The sequence below is a fragment of the Streptomyces sp. NPDC005483 genome (assembly GCF_040606035.1).
GTDB lineage: Bacteria > Actinomycetota > Actinomycetes > Streptomycetales > Streptomycetaceae > Streptomyces.
Genome location: NZ_JBEXEA010000022.1, coordinates 92,221 through 108,157, shown reverse-complemented (window position 1 = coordinate 108,157; position 15,937 = coordinate 92,221). Strand labels below are relative to the sequence as shown.

14 protein-coding genes and 2 pseudogenes are annotated in these 15,937 nt (G+C 69.5%); 7 read left to right on the top strand and 9 right to left on the bottom strand.

Annotated features, from left to right (window positions below; translation table 11 throughout):
* Positions 1-981 carry an alpha-ketoacid dehydrogenase subunit beta gene (locus tag ABZT06_RS34705; RefSeq protein ID WP_355750179.1) on the top strand — a complete coding sequence of 327 codons (981 nt, stop codon included), beginning with the start codon at positions 1-3 and terminating at the stop codon, positions 979-981.
* A 10-nt stretch (positions 982-991) separates the two neighbouring features.
* Positions 992-2,422: a dihydrolipoamide acetyltransferase family protein gene (locus tag ABZT06_RS34700; RefSeq protein ID WP_355750177.1), complete on the top strand. Its 1,431-nt coding sequence runs from the start codon at positions 992-994 to the stop codon at positions 2,420-2,422.
* Positions 2,423-2,509: 87 nt separating this feature from the next.
* On the opposite strand, the pseudogene ABZT06_RS34695 reads toward ABZT06_RS34700, so the two are convergent.
* Together ABZT06_RS34695 and ABZT06_RS34690 are read right to left on the bottom strand one after the other, a co-directional pair.
* A pseudogene (locus tag ABZT06_RS34695) lies at positions 2,510-3,468 on the bottom strand (Bro-N domain-containing protein).
* A gap of 170 nt (positions 3,469-3,638) precedes the next feature.
* Complete coding sequence (locus ABZT06_RS34690; RefSeq protein ID WP_355750174.1) at positions 3,639-4,547, bottom strand: D-alanyl-D-alanine carboxypeptidase; 909 nt, start codon at positions 4,545-4,547, stop codon at positions 3,639-3,641.
* A 210-nt stretch (positions 4,548-4,757) separates the two neighbouring features.
* Here ABZT06_RS34690 and ABZT06_RS34685 point away from each other — a divergent pair, with 210 nt between their 5' ends.
* Entirely contained in the window at positions 4,758-5,408 is a 651-nt protein-coding gene (locus ABZT06_RS34685; RefSeq protein ID WP_355750171.1) for a GntR family transcriptional regulator, read from the top strand.
* A complete protein-coding gene (locus ABZT06_RS34680) occupies positions 5,405-6,700 on the top strand; it encodes an MFS transporter (protein ID WP_355750168.1) in 1,296 nt (431 codons plus the stop codon). The genes ABZT06_RS34685 and ABZT06_RS34680 overlap by 4 nt, the downstream gene beginning before the upstream one ends.
* Before the next feature lie 30 nt (positions 6,701-6,730).
* Here the strand turns inward: ABZT06_RS34680 and ABZT06_RS34675 are convergent, their stop codons facing one another.
* A complete protein-coding gene (locus tag ABZT06_RS34675; RefSeq protein ID WP_355750164.1) occupies positions 6,731-7,555 on the bottom strand; it encodes a maleylpyruvate isomerase family mycothiol-dependent enzyme in 825 nt (274 codons plus the stop codon).
* A 182-nt stretch (positions 7,556-7,737) separates the two neighbouring features.
* On the opposite strand from ABZT06_RS34675, the gene ABZT06_RS34670 reads away from it, so the two are divergent.
* Entirely contained in the window at positions 7,738-8,511 is a 774-nt protein-coding gene (locus tag ABZT06_RS34670; protein WP_355750161.1) for a carbon-nitrogen family hydrolase, read from the top strand.
* A gap of 29 nt (positions 8,512-8,540) precedes the next feature.
* Here ABZT06_RS34670 and ABZT06_RS34665 read toward each other — a convergent pair whose 3' ends face one another.
* Positions 8,541-9,038: an LURP-one-related family protein gene (locus ABZT06_RS34665; RefSeq protein WP_355750158.1), complete on the bottom strand. Its 498-nt coding sequence runs from the start codon at positions 9,036-9,038 to the stop codon at positions 8,541-8,543.
* Positions 9,035-10,018 (bottom strand): helix-turn-helix domain-containing protein, encoded by a 984-nt coding sequence (locus tag ABZT06_RS34660; protein WP_355750155.1) that lies wholly within the window; start codon positions 10,016-10,018, stop codon positions 9,035-9,037. Before ABZT06_RS34660 ends, ABZT06_RS34665 begins: the two co-directional genes overlap by 4 nt.
* 51 nt (positions 10,019-10,069) lie before the next feature.
* Between ABZT06_RS34660 and ABZT06_RS34655 the strand changes: the two are divergent.
* Positions 10,070-10,461, top strand: a pseudogene (locus ABZT06_RS34655) (cupin domain-containing protein).
* Between the two features lie 29 nt (positions 10,462-10,490).
* Entirely contained in the window at positions 10,491-12,320 is a 1,830-nt protein-coding gene (locus tag ABZT06_RS34650; protein WP_355750152.1) for an NHL domain-containing thioredoxin family protein, read from the top strand.
* 8 nt (positions 12,321-12,328) lie between these two features.
* On the opposite strand, the gene ABZT06_RS34645 is transcribed toward ABZT06_RS34650, so the two are convergent.
* The 4 genes from ABZT06_RS34645 to ABZT06_RS34630 all read right to left on the bottom strand — a co-directional run bounded on the left by ABZT06_RS34645 (position 12,329) and on the right by ABZT06_RS34630 (position 15,816).
* Entirely contained in the window at positions 12,329-12,487 is a 159-nt protein-coding gene (locus ABZT06_RS34645) for a hypothetical protein (RefSeq protein ID WP_167368232.1), read from the bottom strand.
* Between the two features lie 35 nt (positions 12,488-12,522).
* A complete protein-coding gene (locus ABZT06_RS34640) occupies positions 12,523-13,734 on the bottom strand; it encodes a glycosyltransferase family 2 protein (protein WP_355750148.1) in 1,212 nt (403 codons plus the stop codon).
* A gap of 133 nt (positions 13,735-13,867) precedes the next feature.
* Entirely contained in the window at positions 13,868-14,110 is a 243-nt protein-coding gene (locus ABZT06_RS34635) for a DUF6458 family protein (protein WP_355750145.1), read from the bottom strand.
* Positions 14,111-14,187: 77 nt separating this feature from the next.
* Positions 14,188-15,816, bottom strand: a complete 1,629-nt coding sequence (locus ABZT06_RS34630; RefSeq protein ID WP_355750142.1) for an IS200/IS605 family accessory protein TnpB-related protein — start codon at positions 15,814-15,816, stop codon at positions 14,188-14,190.
* Between the last annotated feature and the right edge of the window lie 121 nt (positions 15,817-15,937).

The window sequence follows — 15,937 nt, the reverse complement described above, 5'->3', positions numbered from 1 at the left end:
ATGGCAGCGGAAAAGATGGCTCTCGCCAAGGCGATCAACGAATCGCTCCGGCGCGCCCTGGACACCGACCCGAAGGTCCTCGTCATGGGCGAGGACGTCGGCAAGCTCGGCGGCGTCTTCCGGGTGACCGACGGACTGCAGAAGGACTTCGGCGAGGACCGGGTCATCGACACCCCGCTCGCCGAGTCCGGCATCGTGGGCACCGCGATCGGCCTGGCGCTGCGCGGCTACCGGCCGGTGGTGGAGATCCAGTTCGACGGGTTCGTGTTCCCGGCCTACGACCAGATCGTCACCCAGCTGGCGAAGATGCACGCCCGCTCGCTGGGCAAGGTCAAGATGCCGGTCGTGGTGCGTATCCCCTACGGCGGCGGCATCGGCGCGGTCGAGCACCACTCGGAGTCCCCCGAGTCGCTGTTCGCGCATGTGGCGGGGCTGAAGGTGGTCTCGCCGTCGAACGCGTCGGACGCGTACTGGATGATGCAGCAGGCCATCCAGAGCGACGACCCGGTGATCTTCTTCGAGCCCAAGCGGCGCTACTGGGACAAGGGCGAGGTCAACACCGAAGCCATCCCCGGCCCGCTGCACAAGGCGCGGACGGTCCGCGAGGGCAGTGATCTGACGCTGGTCGCCTACGGTCCGATGGTCAAGCTGTGCCAGGAGGTCGCGGACGCGGCCGCCGAGGAGGGCAAGTCGCTGGAGGTCCTCGACCTGCGCTCGATCTCGCCGCTGGACTTCGACGCGATCCAGGCCTCGGTGGAGAAGACCCGCCGCCTGGTGGTGGTGCACGAGGCGCCGGTGTTCTTCGGCTCCGGCGCGGAGATCGCCGCCCGGATCACCGAGCGGTGCTTCTACCACCTGGAAGCCCCGGTGCTGCGGGTGGGCGGCTACCACGCCCCCTATCCGCCGGCGCGTCTGGAGGACGAGTACCTGCCGGGTCTGGACCGGGTACTGGATGCCGTCGACCGCTCGCTGGCGTACTGAGGAGAGGGCCGTGACGACGATGACGGACACGTCCGTGCGCGAGTTCAAGATGCCCGACGTGGGCGAGGGCCTGACCGAGGCGGAGATCCTCAAGTGGTACGTCCAGGTCGGGGACACGGTCACCGACGGGCAGGTGGTGTGCGAGGTGGAGACGGCCAAGGCGGCCGTCGAACTGCCCATCCCCTACGACGGGGTGGTACGCGACCTGCACTTCCCCGAGGGCACCACGGTCGACGTGGGCACGCCGATCATCGCGATCGACGTGTCGGGCGCGGCACCCGAGGTTGCGCAGACACCGGCCGAGGCACCGGAAGTTCCCGCGGCCGACGTGGCTGACTCCGCTCCCGAAGACAAGCCGCAGGGCCGCCAGCCGGTCCTGGTCGGCTACGGCGTGGCCGTCTCCTCGACCAAGCGCCGCCCCCGCAAGGGCCCCGAGCTGCCGCTCCAGCAGGCCTCGGTGGCGATCCAGACCGAGCTCAACGGCCACGGTCCGGCGCCCGCGAGCCCAGCCGCCGCTGTGGTGCAGCCCCGTCCGCTGGCCAAGCCCCCGGTACGCAAGCTGGCCAAGGACCTGGGCGTCGACCTGACCACGGTGATCCCGTCCGGCCCGGACGGCATCATCACCCGCGAGGACGTCCACGCGGCGGTCACCCCGGCCGAGGCGCCGGCGCCGGTCACTCAGGCCCCGGTGACCCAGGCCCCGGCGGTCCCGGCGGCGCCCGCCGCCTCCTACGACACGGCCCGTGAGACCCGTGTCCCGGTCAAGGGCGTCCGCAAGGCCACCGCCGCCGCGATGGTCGGCTCGGCGTTCACCGCCCCGCACGTCACGGAGTTCGTGACGGTGGACGTGACCCGCACCCTGAAGCTGGTCGAGGAGCTCAAGCAGGACAGGGACTTCGCGGGCCTGCGGGTCAACCCTCTCCTCCTCATCGCCAAGGCCCTCCTGGTCGCGATCAAGCGCAACCCGGACATCAACGCGTCCTGGGACGAGGCGAACCAGGAGATCGTCCTCAAGCACTACGTCAACCTGGGCATCGCGGCGGCCACCCCGCGCGGACTGATCGTCCCGAACATCAAGGACGCCGACGCGAAGACGCTCCCGCAGCTTGCCGAGGCACTGGGCGAGTTGGTGGCCACCGCGAAGGAGGGCCGCACCTCGCCGGCCGCGATGCAGGGCGGCACGGTGACCATCACCAACGTCGGCGTCTTCGGCGTCGACACCGGCACCCCGATCCTGCCGCCCGGCGAGTCCGCGATCCTCGCCGTCGGCGCGATCAAGCTCCAGCCGTGGGTCCACAAGGGCAAGGTCAAGCCCCGCCAGGTCACCACCCTGGCCCTCAGCTTCGACCACCGCCTGATCGACGGGGAGTTGGGCTCCAAGGTCCTCGCCGACGTGGCCGCGATCCTGGAACAGCCGAAGAAACTCATCACCTGGGCGTGACCCGCGCGCAGCGGATGAGTTGTCAACACTGAAGGGACGGCCGCAACTTTGGTTTGCGGCCGCCCCTTCAGTCATGCACGGGGCCGCTCAGGGCTGATTGAGCACGTACACCGGAGCCCCGTCCTCGGATGCACCCTGGGAGCGGATACAGGCGTGCTTGCGCAACAGCCGCAGGCATTCGTTGACACGGTGCACGGACAGCCCCGTCCGAGCTGCGATCGATTCGAGCGGCCGCCGGAGCTCACCCTCCTCGACGAGAACCGGCGCGATGACGACGGCCACGGTCCAGACGTCCTCCGTCACGGACAACCGCCGCCGCCAGTCGGCCAGCACGGACTCCGTCGTCGGCGGAGTCGACGGGTCGGCGGCGGGCACCGGGCGTTCGAGGACCAGGGAGTCGAGCCGGTCCGCGATGCGTTCCATGGCCAGGGCCATGGTCTGCTGGGCGGTGAGGGCGGCCCGCTGCGTCTCCAGGATCTCCCTCTGCGTCCCCACGATCTCCTCTTGCAGCGCGACCAACTTGTGCTGGGAGAACGCGAGTTGTTCATCCCCTTGGAGGTTGCGTTCCTCAAGCCGGACGATGGCCTCGGCGACCTGCTCCGGCATGGCGTAGGCGATGGGCGCACCTGGTTCGGACGGCTGCACCTCGGCTTTTTCGAGGGTGTAGGTGCCCTCCATGTGCACGGTCGCTATGACCTCGGCCGCCCATTGTTCAAAGGGGGCGACGACAGGTTTCGTGCAGGCATTGTCGAGGATGATCAAGCCTCGTAAATCGATCAGCTGCAGGTCTCGACGCCAACTTCTACCTGCAGGGATGCTGAGACCGTAAGCGCTGCTGACGCTCTCCAATGTCTCTCGATACGTCTCCGGTACGTGATCCGTCAGGGCCTTGGTGGCGTTGGTGTGTCCTAACTGCTTGCACACGTCTACCGCTGGGAACCAGTGCACCCCTCCCGGATGGTCAACCTCCGGACCCTCGATCCTGTTGCTGCGTACACCAGATCACTGATTTCGATCGCCTCGGGCTGCTTGCTCGGTTCGTGCATGTGAACCACCTCCGCAGCGGAAGCTAGGGCAGAGAGGATCCCAAGTGTCAATTGACGTAACGATGTTCACCAATGAGAGGGAATTGGCCTTATTCCCTTTGCGCCCCGCACTCGACATGACGAAGGGGTCCGTCGCCCAGCGGCGACGGACCCCTTCGTGGCACGCGACGTCAGATGGTCGCGAAAGCGTAGTTCATGAGCTTCTTCGCGTCCGCCTCGCGGTTGGGGATCGAGGTGGAGGCGAGGACCGTGCCGATGACGGTCTTGCCGTTGCGGGTGGCGGCGAAGACGAGGCAGTACTTGGCCTCGGGGCCGGACCCGGTCTTCACGCCGATGGTGCCGCTGTAGCTGCTGAGCAGCCCGTTCGTGTTGGTCCACGGCGCCATCGTGCGGGTGGAGCCCGTCTTGGTGATGGTCTTCGCCGTGTACTTCTTCGTCTTCACGACTGTGCGGAACGTGGCGCTCTTCATCGCGCTGCTGGCGATCTTCGTCAGGTCACGCGGCGTCGAGTAGTTGTTGCCGTTGCCGATGCCGTCGAACGAATCGAAGTGCGTGTTCCTCAGACCCAGCGACGTGGCGGCCTGGTTCATCTTGCTGATGAACGACTTCACGCGCGCGGCCCGCGTCGAGCCGGTGCCGTACGTGTCGGCCAGCGCGTACGCGGCGTCGCAGCCCGACGGCAGCATCAGCCCGTACAGCAGCTGACGGACGGTGACCTTGTCGCCGACGATCAGGTGGGCCTGCGAGGCGTTGTTGGCGACGATGTAGTCGCTGTACGCCTTCTGGATCGTGACCTTCTTGTCCAGGTTCAGGTTGGACTGCGCCAGCACGACCTTCGCAGTCATGATCTTCGTGGTGGAGCCTGTGGAACGCTTGGTGTCCGCCGCCTTGGTGTACAGCGTCTTGCCGTTCGCGTTGTTCATCACGTAGCCGCCCTTGGCCACGATCGAGGGCGCGGTGACAGCCTGCGCGGGTGCCGCGGTGAAGGCTCCGGCCGCGAGCACGGCGCCTGCGGTGACACTGACCGCGGCGGCCTTGCGGAAGCGGCTGCCCTTGGTGCCGGTGATGGCGGTAATCAACTGAAATACCCCGATTACGTCGAAAGCCCCTGAGATGCGGCCGAGTTGATGGGAGAAAGAAAAGTGGGCCGCATGTCTGTGACACGTATCTAGCACGAATGGTTGTGCGCCGGATGAGGCGGGGTTGGCTTCTGTGACACCGTCGATACAGAGAAGTCCGCATGCTGGATGGCGGTCTTCATGCGTACGTGTTGTATCTATGCTGTCGGCATGAGCCTGGCCGTGAAACAGCCTCCCGCCGCCGACCGCGTCTACGCCCACGTCAAGCAGGGCGTCCTGGACCGCCGTTACGAGGGCGGCACCCTGCTCACCGAGGGCGAGCTCGGTGAGGCCGTCGGAGTTTCCCGTACGCCTGTGCGAGAGGCGCTGCTGCGTCTCGAGGTCGAGGGGCTGATCAAGCTTTACCCGAAAAAGGGAGCACTGGTCCTGCCGGTCTCCGCGCAGGAGATCGCCGACGTCGTCGAGACCCGCCAGCTCGTCGAGGGGCACGCCGCCCGCAAGGCCGTACCCGCGTCCCCACAGCTTCTCGCGCGCCTCGAGGAACTGCTCGCGCGGCAGAAGGAGCAGGCCGCCGTCGGGGACCTGGCCGGTGCCGCCGTCACCGACCGCTGTTTCCACGCCGAGATCGTCCGCAGCGGCGGCAACGAGATCCTCAGCCGGCTCTACGACCAACTCCGCGACCGCCAGCTCAGGATGGGCGTCGCCGTCATGCACGCCCACCCGGACCGCATCACCAAGACCCTCACCGAGCACGAGCAGATCCTCACGGCTCTGCGCTCCGGCGACGCGGAGGCGGTCGTAGGTCTGATCCACGGACATGTCGAGTGGTTCTCCCACCTCGCCCGGGGTGAGGTCCGATGAGCCACACCAGGCTCCCCGGCGACCCCCCGGGCGGCCGGCGCGCGATGGCCGTGTGGGGCATCGGCGTCTCCGTCTACTTCGTCGCGGTCATCTTCCGTACGTCCCTCGGCGTCGCCGGCCTCGACGCCGCCGACCGCTTTCATGTCAACGCCTCGGCCCTGTCGACCTTCTCGATCCTTCAGCTCCTCGTCTACGCCGGCATGCAGATACCCGTCGGGCTGCTCGTCGACCGGCTCGGCACCAAGAAGGTCCTGACGCTCGGCGTGGTCCTCTTCACGGCGGGACAGCTCGGCTTCGCGTTCTCACCGTCGTACGGCACGGCCCTAGCCTCGCGTGCCCTGCTCGGCTGCGGCGACGCGATGACCTTCATCAGCGTGCTGCGCCTGGGCACCCGCTGGTTCCCGGCCCGGCGTGGACCCCTGGTCGCGCAACTCGCCGGGCTCGCCGGCATGGCGGGCAACCTGGTCTCCACGCTGGTCCTGGCCCGGCTGCTGCACGGCGTCGGCTGGACACCGGCGTTCGCGGGCAGCTCGCTCGCGGGGGTCGTCGTACTGGTCCTGCTGCTGCTCTTCCTCAAGGACCACCCCGAAGGGCAGGAGCCGGAGCCCTTCCCGCACCAGGGGGCGGCCTACGTACGGCGGCAGATCGCCGCGTCCTGGCGGGAGCCCGGCACCCGGCTCGGGCTCTGGGTGCACTTCACGACCCAGTTCCCGGCGATGGTGTTCCTGCTGCTGTGGGGCCTGCCGTTCCTCGTCGAGGCGCAGGGACTGTCCCGGGCGGTGGCGGGCGAACTGCTCACCCTCGTCGTGCTGTCCAACATGGCCGTCGGTCTGGTCTACGGCCAGGTCGTCGCCCGGCACCACGGGGCGCGGCTGCCGCTCGCACTCGGCACGGTGGGGGCGACGGCGCTGCTGTGGGCGGCCACGCTGGCCTACCCCGGCGAGCGGGCGCCGATGTGGCTGCTGATCGTGCTGTGCGTGGTGCTCGGCTCGTGCGGGCCGGCGTCGATGCTCGGCTTCGACTTCGCGCGGCCGGCGAACCCACCGGAGCGGCAGGGAACCGCGTCCGGCATCACCAACATGGGCGGGTTCGTCGCGTCGATGACCACCCTGTTCGCCGTCGGTGTGCTCCTGGACGCGACCGGCGGCAACTACACGGTCGCCTTCTCCTCCGTCTTCGTGCTCCAGGCGCTCGGCGTCAGCCAGATCCTGCGGCTGCGCGGGCGGGCGGCCCGGCGGGAGCGGGAACGGCTGGTGGCGAGCCGGGTGGAGACCGTCCACGTGCCCGCGTAGGCGCACGCCGCCGGGACCGCCACCCCGCGCCTACTGAGTCACCGTGAAGTTCCTCAGGATCGCCGACGTCAGTTCCGGGTCACCCTCCGCCTTCACCCGGTCCGCGGCCGCCTCCGGGGTCACGCGGCCGCAGGCCAGGCGGACGTAGGTCTCCCAGTCGAGGCTGAGGGCGGCGGCCGGGCCGAGGGCGGGGGCGGTCTCCAGGGTGCCGCGGCCCTGGATGTCGACGCGGATGGTGCGCAGGAACTCGACGGGGCCGTGGACGTCGAAGACGATCGCCGAACTCCTCGGGGCGTCGGCCTTGACGGCCACCACGTCGGGGAGCGCGGCGAGGAGGACGTCACGGGCGATGTGCGCGCCGGGGGAGTCGAGGTTGCCGGGCCGGCCGAGGGCGGCCCGCAGGTCCTGCTCGTGCACCCAGACGTTGAAGGCGTGCCGGCGCATGGACTCCGCGAGGGTCAGTTCGGTGCCCAGCGGGCCGCGCACCTTCGTGCCGGGGTCGCGCGAGTCGTTCCGCAGCTGGCGGTTGCGGCGGATGACGACGTACTCCAGCTCGGAGGTCATCTCCGGCGCCGTGTGGTGGCGGCGGACGTCGACCTGCATCTCCATGTACCGCTGGTGGTCGTTGGTGACGTGGAAGAGGTCGCGGGGGAGGGTGTGGATGGGGCGCGGGTCGCCCAGCATCTCGCAGTCCAGGCCGATCACATGGGACACCACATCCCTCACCGACCAGCCGGGGCAGGGGGTGCGGCGATTCCACTCTCCCTCCACGAGGGGCGTCACCAGCTCGGATATCGCTTCGATGGAGTGGGTCCAGGCGTCGGCGTAGGGCTGGAGGGTGGGATGCAGACTCACGGAACGGGACCCCTCGGCGGTCGGAGCACGGGCTGGTGATGGCGGCGTTGCCAGTGGAGGTGGTGGCTGTCGGCGGGTGTCTTGGAACGCTAAGTTACGCTGCTGTGAGGCACCCCGGCAGTGCTTTCGTGTGACGATCGTAGGCCCGTGATGGACGGCCCGAATGCCAGGACGGTGGTAGTGTGCGCGCCTCTCTGATCCAGATCGCCGTGGATGAGGACGAATCGGTCGAATCACGTCGGCGTCGGGTGGCGTCACTGGTACGTGAGCAGGCCGGAGCCGACCTCGTCGTGCTGCCGGAACTGTGGACCACCGGGGCGTTCGCCTTCGAGGAGTTCGAGAGCGAGGCGGAGCCGCTCGCAGGGCCGACCCACGAGGTCATGGCGAAGGCCGCGAGCGACACGGGCGCGTGGCTGCACGCGGGCTCGATCCCCGAGCGGGCCCCGGACGGCACCCTGTACAACACCTCCCTCCTCTTCTCACCCTCAGGTGAACTCGCCGCCTCCTACCGCAAGATCCACCGCTTCGGCTTCGACAAGGGCGAGGCCGTGCTGATGGGCCGCGGCGAAAGCCTGGTGACGGTCCGTCTGCCGGAGACGACCCTCGGCGTCGCCACCTGTTACGACCTCCGTTTCCCCGAGCTCTTCCGCGGCCTCGTCGACGCGGGCGCCGAGACCCTGGTGATCCCTGCGGGCTGGCCGGAGCGCCGCCGGGATCACTGGACGCTGCTGGCCCGGGCGCGGGCGGTCGAGAACCAGGCGTTCGTGCTCGCTTGTGGAACGGCCGGGACGCACGCGCGAGTTCCGCAGGCCGGTCACTCGATCGTGGTAGATCCCTGGGGCCAGGTCCTCGCGGAGGCGGGCGCCGACGAGGAGGTCCTCACGGTGGAGTTCGACCCCGGGAAGGTGACCGAGACCAGGGAGCAGTTCCCGGCCCTGAAGGACCGGGTGCTCTGACGTCCGGAGTCCTGTGACGCCCCAGCAGGTCAGTCGCCCTCCCGCTCCTTCTCGGCGAGGTGGATCACGCACACCGCCACCGCGATGAGCAGCGCCGGATCCGCGTCGTCCCGGACGATGTCGACGCCGTAGGTCTCGCGGACGTGCAGCCAGCGTCGCGACACCACCGCGAGCAGCTCACCGTCGTACTCGACGGCGAACTCCCGGTCGAGGATCTTGCCGCTGACGTCGAGTTCGGTGCTGCCGTCGGCGAGGGCCACCCGGTAGTGGTTGCGCAGCAGCGACAGGCGTTTCCGCTTGATCTTCGCCAGCGGCTCGCCGTCCCGTTCGATCACCATCGTGTCGCGCAGGGCGAACATCTTCTGGCGGATGTCGATCAGGACCCGCCCTTGGGTGTCCTTCAACTCGAAGGTGTCCCGGACCCGCATGGCCTTGCCGTCGACGAGGAAGACCTTGTTGCCCCGGTCGTCCTCGATCCAGTAGTCGTCACCGATGCCGAGGAGCCGGTCGCGTACGAGGAATCTCATGCCGTTACCGCTTCCCCGGCGCCGGTCCCGAAACGCCGTCGATAGGCCGACGGGCTGAGTCCCGTCTCGCGCCGCACCCGCGCGCGGAGGTTCGCGGCCGTCCCCAGACCGCTCCTCGCGGCCACCACGTCCAGCCGCTCCTCGCCGCGCTCGATGAGCCGGCACGCCAGCGCCACCCGCTCCCCCGTCAGCCAGGCCAGCGGAGTCGTACCGAGCTGGGCCTGGAAGCGGCGGTGCAGGGTCGCGGGGGAGACGGCCGCGCGGGCCGCCAGGCCGGCGACGGTCAGCGGGTCCCCCAGCCGTTCCTGCGCCCACGCCAGGAGCGGGCCCAGCGACTCGTCCCGTACGTCGGGCACGGGCCGCTCCACGAACTGCCGCTGTCCGCCGTCGCGGTGGGCGGCGAAGACGAGCCTGCGGGAGACGTGGTTGGCGATCTCGGCGCCGTGGTCCCGTCGTACGAGGTGCAGCCCCAGGTCGAGCGCCGAGGCGCTGCCGGACGCGGTGAGGATGTCGCCGTCGTCGACGAAGAGGACGTCGGGTTCGAGCCGGACGTGCGGGAAGCGGGCCCGGAAGGAGTCGGCCCACATCCAGTGACACGAGGCCCGCCGCCCGTCCAGCAGCCCGGCCTCCGCCAGGGTGAAGGCACCCGAGCAGAAGCCGACGAGCCGGGCGCCACGCGCGTGTGCCCGTCGTACGGCGTCGAGTACGCCGGGTGAGCGCGGGGTGTCGGTGTCGGGCCGGTTCGGCACGATCAGGGTGTCCGCCTCGTCCGCCGCCTCCAGACCGGCGACCCCGGTCAGGGTGAAGAAGCCATCTCTCATACGGGTGTTCGGTTCGGTGGCGCACAGCGTGAAGTCGTACAGCTCCCGCCGCAGTTCCGGCCGCCGCAGCCCGAAGACCTCGATGGCGCAGCTCATCTCGAAGGGGTTGGAGTTCTCGTCGACCAGCAGGACGACTCGGTGAGAGGATTCTTGCGCCATGTGCGATTTCTAGCACTCGTGCGGGGGCCGTGGCGCCCGCACGATGACGTCATGGCAACCGAACCCGTCTCCCTGCCCACCGCTCTCGCCTCCTTCACCGAGCAGTGGAGCCCCGCATCGTCACGTCCGTCAACGACTACGACGTCCGCGTCACGCACGTCGAGGGCGAGCACCTCTGGCACGTCCACGACGACACCGACGAGTTCTTCCTGGTCCTCGACGGCGAACTGCACATCTCCCTGCGCGAACCGGCCGGCGAACGCACCGTCGTCCTGCCGAGGCTGGCCGTCTTCACCGTCCCGCGAGGCGTCGAGCACAAGCCGTACGCCCCTGTCCCGACCGACATCCTCCTCCTCGAACCGACCGGCACCTCCACGGTCGGCGACCGCCACGACGAGGTCCCGGACCATGTGGACGTGACGACGGGGCACGCGCTGAGGTGACTGTCGGTGCCGGGTGGCACGCTTGATCCATGAGCGATTCCGCGCGCCGCCGCGTCCGTGTCCGCGCCCCCGAGCTGATCGGCGAGGGTGGCTGGCTGAACACGGGCGGGAAGCAGTACACCCTCGCCGACCTGCGGGGTCGCATTGTCATCCTCGACTTCTGGACCTTCTGCTGTGTGAACTGCCTGCACGTCCTCGACGAGCTGAGGGAGCTGGAGGAGCAGCACCGGGACACCGTCGTGGTGATCGGTGTGCACTCGCCGAAGTTCGTGCACGAGGCGGAGCACGCGGCGGTGGCGGACGCCGTGGAGCGGTACGGGGTCGGGCATCCCGTCCTCGACGACCCGGAGCTCGCGACCTGGAAGCAGTACGCGGTCCGCGCCTGGCCGACGCTCGTCGTCATCGACCCGCAGGGGTACGTCGTCGCGCAGCATGCCGGTGAGGGGCATGTGCACGCGATCGAGCGGCTGGTGACGGAGCTGGAGGCCGAGCACGGGGCGAAGGGCACCCTGCGCCGCGGCGACGGGCCGTACGTGGCGCCCGAGCCCGAGCCGACCACTCTGCGCTTCCCGGGCAAGGCGCTCCTGCTGCCGTCCGGGAATCTCCTGGTCAGCGACACGACCCGGCATCAGCTGGTGGAGCTCGCGGAGGACGGCGAGAGCGTCCTGCGGCGGATCGGTTCCGGCACGCGCGGCTTCGCCGACGGCACGCCGGAGACGGCCGGCTTCAACGAACCGCAGGGGCTCGCCCTCCTGGACGAGCGGTCCGTGGTCGTCGCCGACACCGTCAACCACGCCCTGCGCCGCCTCGACCTCGGCACCGGCGAGGTCACCACCCTCGCCGGCACCGGGCGTCAGTGGTGGCGGGGCTCCCCCACCGCCGGCCCCGCGCGCGCGACCGACCTGTCCTCCCCGTGGGACGTGGCGGTGTGGAACGGCCTGGTGTGGATCGCGATGGCCGGCGTCCACCAGCTGTGGGCGTACCACCCGGGTGACGGGACCGTCGCGTCCGTGGCCGGCACCACCAACGAGGGCCTGGTCGACGGGCCCGGCGCCGAGGCCTGGTTCGCCCAGCCCTCCGGCCTCGCCGTGTCACCGGACGGCGAGCGCCTGTGGCTCGCCGACTCCGAGACCTCCGCCCTGCGCTGGGTCGACCTGGACGGAGCCGTCCACACCGCCGTCGGCTCCGGCCTCTTCGACTTCGGGCACCGCGACGGCGCCGCCGAACAGGCGCTGCTCCAGCACCCCTTGGGTGTCACCGCGCTGCCCGACGGCTCGGTCGCGGTCAGCGACACCTACAACCACGCCCTGCGCCGCTACGACCCGGCGACCGGCGAGGTCACCACCCTCGCCACGGATCTGCGGGAGCCGAGCGACGCGGTCCTGGTCGGCGGGGAGATCGTGGTCGTCGAGTCGGCCCGGCACCGGCTGACCCGGCTCAAGCTGCCCGAGGAGGCCGTACGCGTCGAGTCGACGGCCCACCGCACCCGGCGCGCGGCCACCGAAGTGGCTCCGGGCAGGCTCACGTTGGACGTGGTCTTCCGGGCCCCGGCGGGCCAGAAGCCGGACACGAGATACGGCCCCGCGACCCGCCTCCTGGTCTCCGCCACCCCGCCCGAGCTGCTGAAGGAGGGCGAGGGTGCGGGAACAGAGCTGTCCCGCACCCTCGACCTGAACCCCGCTCTCGAGCAGGGCGTCCTGCACATCTCGGCCATGGCCGCGTCCTGTGACGACGATCCGGCCAACGCGTACCCGGCCTGTCACGTCCACCAGCAGGACTGGGGAGTCCCGGTCCGCGTGACGAAGGGGGGAGCGAACAGACTTCCCCTGGTCCTCGCCGGGATGGACGAGCACCTCTAGTCGGGCGGTCACCGCCTCCGCGGGACCAGCTTGAACAGAGCGACTCCCGCCGCCACCAACGTCGTGGCGGTCACCACCATCGCCATGCTGTTCAGCCACAGCCCGGTCGCGGCCAGCGTGGCGCCTCCGGCCCCGGTCGTCCCGGCACCGATCACTCTTCCGTACATGCGCTGTTCTCCTATGAGGGGTACATATCCGAGGGTTACGTCGCCACCCACTTCTCCTCGCTGCGGCGCAACAGGCCCCACAGCGAGGTGAAGTAGACGGCGTGCTGGAAAAGGTCGTAGAGCATCTCCGGCACCATGAGCGCCGCCACCAGCACGGCACGAGGTCCCGCCCCGCGCACGGAGACCGTCTTCTCGACCACGAAGATCAGCCCGATCGCGGTCCAGAAAGGCGAGAAGCCGGGCCAGCCGTACAGCGTGGTGTAGGTGGCCATGTAGGTCAGGTAGACCAGGAAGGACAGCGCGCCGAAGCCCATGAGGAGCTGCTGCATGAAGTAGCGGGCAGTGACACGTGTCCAGCCGTAGTCGCGCAGGTTCTCCAGGGCGCCGCGCTGCCATCGCAGCCGTTGGTGCCAGAGTTTGCCCAGGGTGGGCATGACCTCGGTGGTGACCGCGCAGCCGGCCGGGGACATGGCCCGGTAGCCGAGGGTCTTGACCGCCTTGGTCATCTCGTCGTCCTCGGTGAGCGAGGCGAGGCTGTAGTAGGCGCTCCCGCCGCCGAGCTGCCCGTCGCGGCGGGCGGCGCGCACCTCGCGCAGGACGCGGGCGCGGAACATGGTGCCGGTGCCCGTGAGCACCTGGGCCTTGCCGCCGGTGCGCTCCAGTTCCCAGGCGTAGCGGTGGAACTCCATGCGCTGGAGCAGTCCGAGCAGACCGCCGCCCTCCTCGCCGTAGAAGACCCCGCCGACGGCACCGACCTTGCGGTTGAAGGTGCCGATGGCCGTCTCGCTGAACCAGGGGTTGAGCACGGTGTCGGCGTCCTGCACCAACAAAAGGTCGCGGTCCTCGAGATGGGGCAGGACCCAGGCGATGGCCTGGTTGAGGGCGCCGGCCTTCTTGTGCGTGTTGCCCTGGGTGGCGAAGACCTGGGCGCCGTGCGCGACGGCGATCTCGGCGGTGGCGTCGGTGCAGTTGTCGGCGACCACGACGATCAGGTCGGGGCGCCGGGTCTGCCGCCACAGGCCCTGGATCGCGTCGGCGATGCGGTCCTGTTCGCCGTGGGCGGGTATCAGCGCCACCAGGCGGGTGGGACCGTCGAGTTCGTCGGGGGCGGCGTGGGCGCGGCGGGCGGCGTGCCGGTGAGGGCGCGGAGATCCCGGATCGCGATCCGGGCGTGGCGTCGCCTCAAGTGTCGTCGTGGGGTGGAGCACGGAGAGCCCCCGGGTGTGCTGATGGTTCACGCCCGGCACTGCAGACCCCCCGGGCTCTCAAGGATCCCGAGTTTTCACTATTTCCACACAAGCGGACAAGAGAACCGTGATTACGGATTGCTCACGGTTGTCTGTGGTCGCCCAGTGCGTCCGCCGTTCCGCTCGATGTCCCTTACACGCCGTATCCGTCGGAGTATCCGTCCCGGCGCCGCTCCTCGACGACCGTCTGCGTGGTGGGCGGTACCACCACACGACGCCGCCGGGCGATGCTGCTGAACGTCGTCACGCCGATCAGTCCCACGATCATCAGGATCACACCGACCAGGTCGAGGTTGACCCCCTGCATGTGCCAGTCGGTGGCGAACGTGAGGATTGCTCCCACGGCGATGAGGATGATGCACCCGCCGAGGCCCATGAGTGTCGCCTCCCTGTCCGGTCCGGTAGTTCCGGCCCGGACTCCCGGGTACCCCCACTTTCCGCGAACTACCGTTCCTAATCAGTGAGCAGGAGTGAGTCTTGGACCCATGCCTGGTCACTGCGGACATCCCGAACGGTTTTGGGTGTCCTGGTCGCCCGCGTACTCGCCACGTCCGGCGGCACGGATCGTGTCCGTGGTCCGGGAACGCGGTGGCGGGGTCCCTCACGCCCGGGGACACGCCGGTCGGCCTGGACGGTCCGATGCCCGTGCACATCGCTCTGGTGTGCACGGGGCGGTGTCGCCCGTCGCCGGATCGGGTGTCCCTGGGCGCGTCGTCCGATCGCGATGCTCGCGGCATCGTGCCGGGTGGTCTTACGGGTGGGGCCGGCCATCGGCTTCTGCCAGTGCTGGGCGCCCCATGTGCTGGTGTAGGCCGGGTCCACGGCGATGACCGCGATGCCCGTCCGGTCGGCCATCGAGGTCAGCCGGGCGCGGAGCCTGCCGGTCGGCATGGCGGAGATGAGCTGCCTGAACCGGCGGTTGTGGCCGTGTTTCTCTCGGGTTTTCTCGGCCTGGAAGTCGAGGTCTTCGACCGCGATGGCCTTGACGCCGCAGCTCTTGGCCCAGTGCAGCAGCCGTGTGAGGGCGTGCCGTGCCTGGGCGTCGCGGTGTGGGGCGGTGCCGGACAGGTCGTAGAAGAACCGGCGCGGCCGGCCGATCGGGTTGCCGTGCGTGTCCAGGCGCCATGCGGCCAGGTGATCGGCATTGGTGTCCACGCCGATCACGCCATCGGCGAGGGCGGCTTGAAGCGGGATGGTCTTGGTGGGTGGGATCTGCCAGGAGGAGTCCACGTACCAGCGCCCGCACCCCGTGTCGTAGTGGATGCGGTAGGCCACGGCCCGGTTGGCCTCCACGCGGTCGGCCCACTCGGTGCCCCGGTGCGCGAACCGCACCGTGCAGGCGAGGACATACCGGCCGTGCCTGGCGTTGGCCAGGCACGACAGCGGCGTGGGCAGCTTGATGCTGATCTCGCCGCCCGGGGTGACGCGGATCGTCTCGTTGCCGTACCGCTTGCCCGATTCCCCGTCAGCGGACAGGAACCAGCGTGCCGTCTCCCACCGCTGACGCCACTGGGCCTCGGTGAGCTGTGCTGTGTCGAGGTTGTGGCGGGTGCCCAGCAGACGCTTACCGCCACGCACGACATGCACCCGGCCCGCTTTTCGGTCGGCCCGGACCTGGTCGAGTCGGTCCTCCAGTACATGCAGGCGGCGTGTCTTGCAGAACCACTCGTGCGCGGAGCGGTACCCGCCCGGAGCCCGCTTGGTGCCCTTCTGGCCGACCGGCAGGGACAATCGGTGCCGGATCGTCGTGATACCGGCTTCGAGGGACTGGACGTGCGCGGCCTGGCCACGCCGGGCGAGCGCCCACTGGTCGTGCGTGGCCTTAGTGATGCCGCCCGCCCACCGGGACGACGACTCGGCCGTCAGGTCCCGCTTCCGGGCCGCCCATGACTCGGTGGAGTGCTCCAGGCCGTCCATGCACCGCGCTTTGAGGTCCTTCGAGGCGAGCGAGCCCAAGTGCGCCCCCACCAGCGCCAGGACCTTCTCATCCTCGGGCGTGAGGCCCTTGAGACGGGTACGGATGGCCACACCAGACGGGCTGAGCGCGACGAACGGCACCGCCAGCTTGCGCAGCCTGCCCATTCCCCTCACCCCCGCCCGATGCCGAAAACCCTCGCCAGACCCAACGAGCCTCTCCGGCAAAGGTCACCCATTCGACGCAAGAACTTCCGTTCCATCAAATCCGCGCGCCGCAGCCACAACG

Coding starts and splice junctions, on each gene's coding strand:
- ABZT06_RS34645 (WP_167368232.1), bottom strand. CDS start 12,487: ATGTACGGAAGAGTGATCGGTGCCGGGACGACCGGGGCCGGAGGCGCC.
- ABZT06_RS34630 (WP_355750142.1), bottom strand. CDS start 15,816: ATGGGCAGGCTGCGCAAGCTGGCGGTGCCGTTCGTCGCGCTCAGCCCG.
- ABZT06_RS34635 (WP_355750145.1), bottom strand. CDS start 14,110: ATGGGCCTCGGCGGGTGCATCATCCTCATCGCCGTGGGAGCAATCCTC.
- ABZT06_RS34650 (WP_355750152.1), top strand. CDS start 10,491: ATGAGCGATTCCGCGCGCCGCCGCGTCCGTGTCCGCGCCCCCGAGCTG.
- ABZT06_RS34665 (WP_355750158.1), bottom strand. CDS start 9,038: ATGAGATTCCTCGTACGCGACCGGCTCCTCGGCATCGGTGACGACTAC.
- ABZT06_RS34685 (WP_355750171.1), top strand. CDS start 4,758: ATGAGCCTGGCCGTGAAACAGCCTCCCGCCGCCGACCGCGTCTACGCC.
- ABZT06_RS34680 (WP_355750168.1), top strand. CDS start 5,405: ATGAGCCACACCAGGCTCCCCGGCGACCCCCCGGGCGGCCGGCGCGCG.
- ABZT06_RS34660 (WP_355750155.1), bottom strand. CDS start 10,018: ATGGCGCAAGAATCCTCTCACCGAGTCGTCCTGCTGGTCGACGAGAAC.
- ABZT06_RS34705 (WP_355750179.1), top strand. CDS start 1: ATGGCAGCGGAAAAGATGGCTCTCGCCAAGGCGATCAACGAATCGCTC.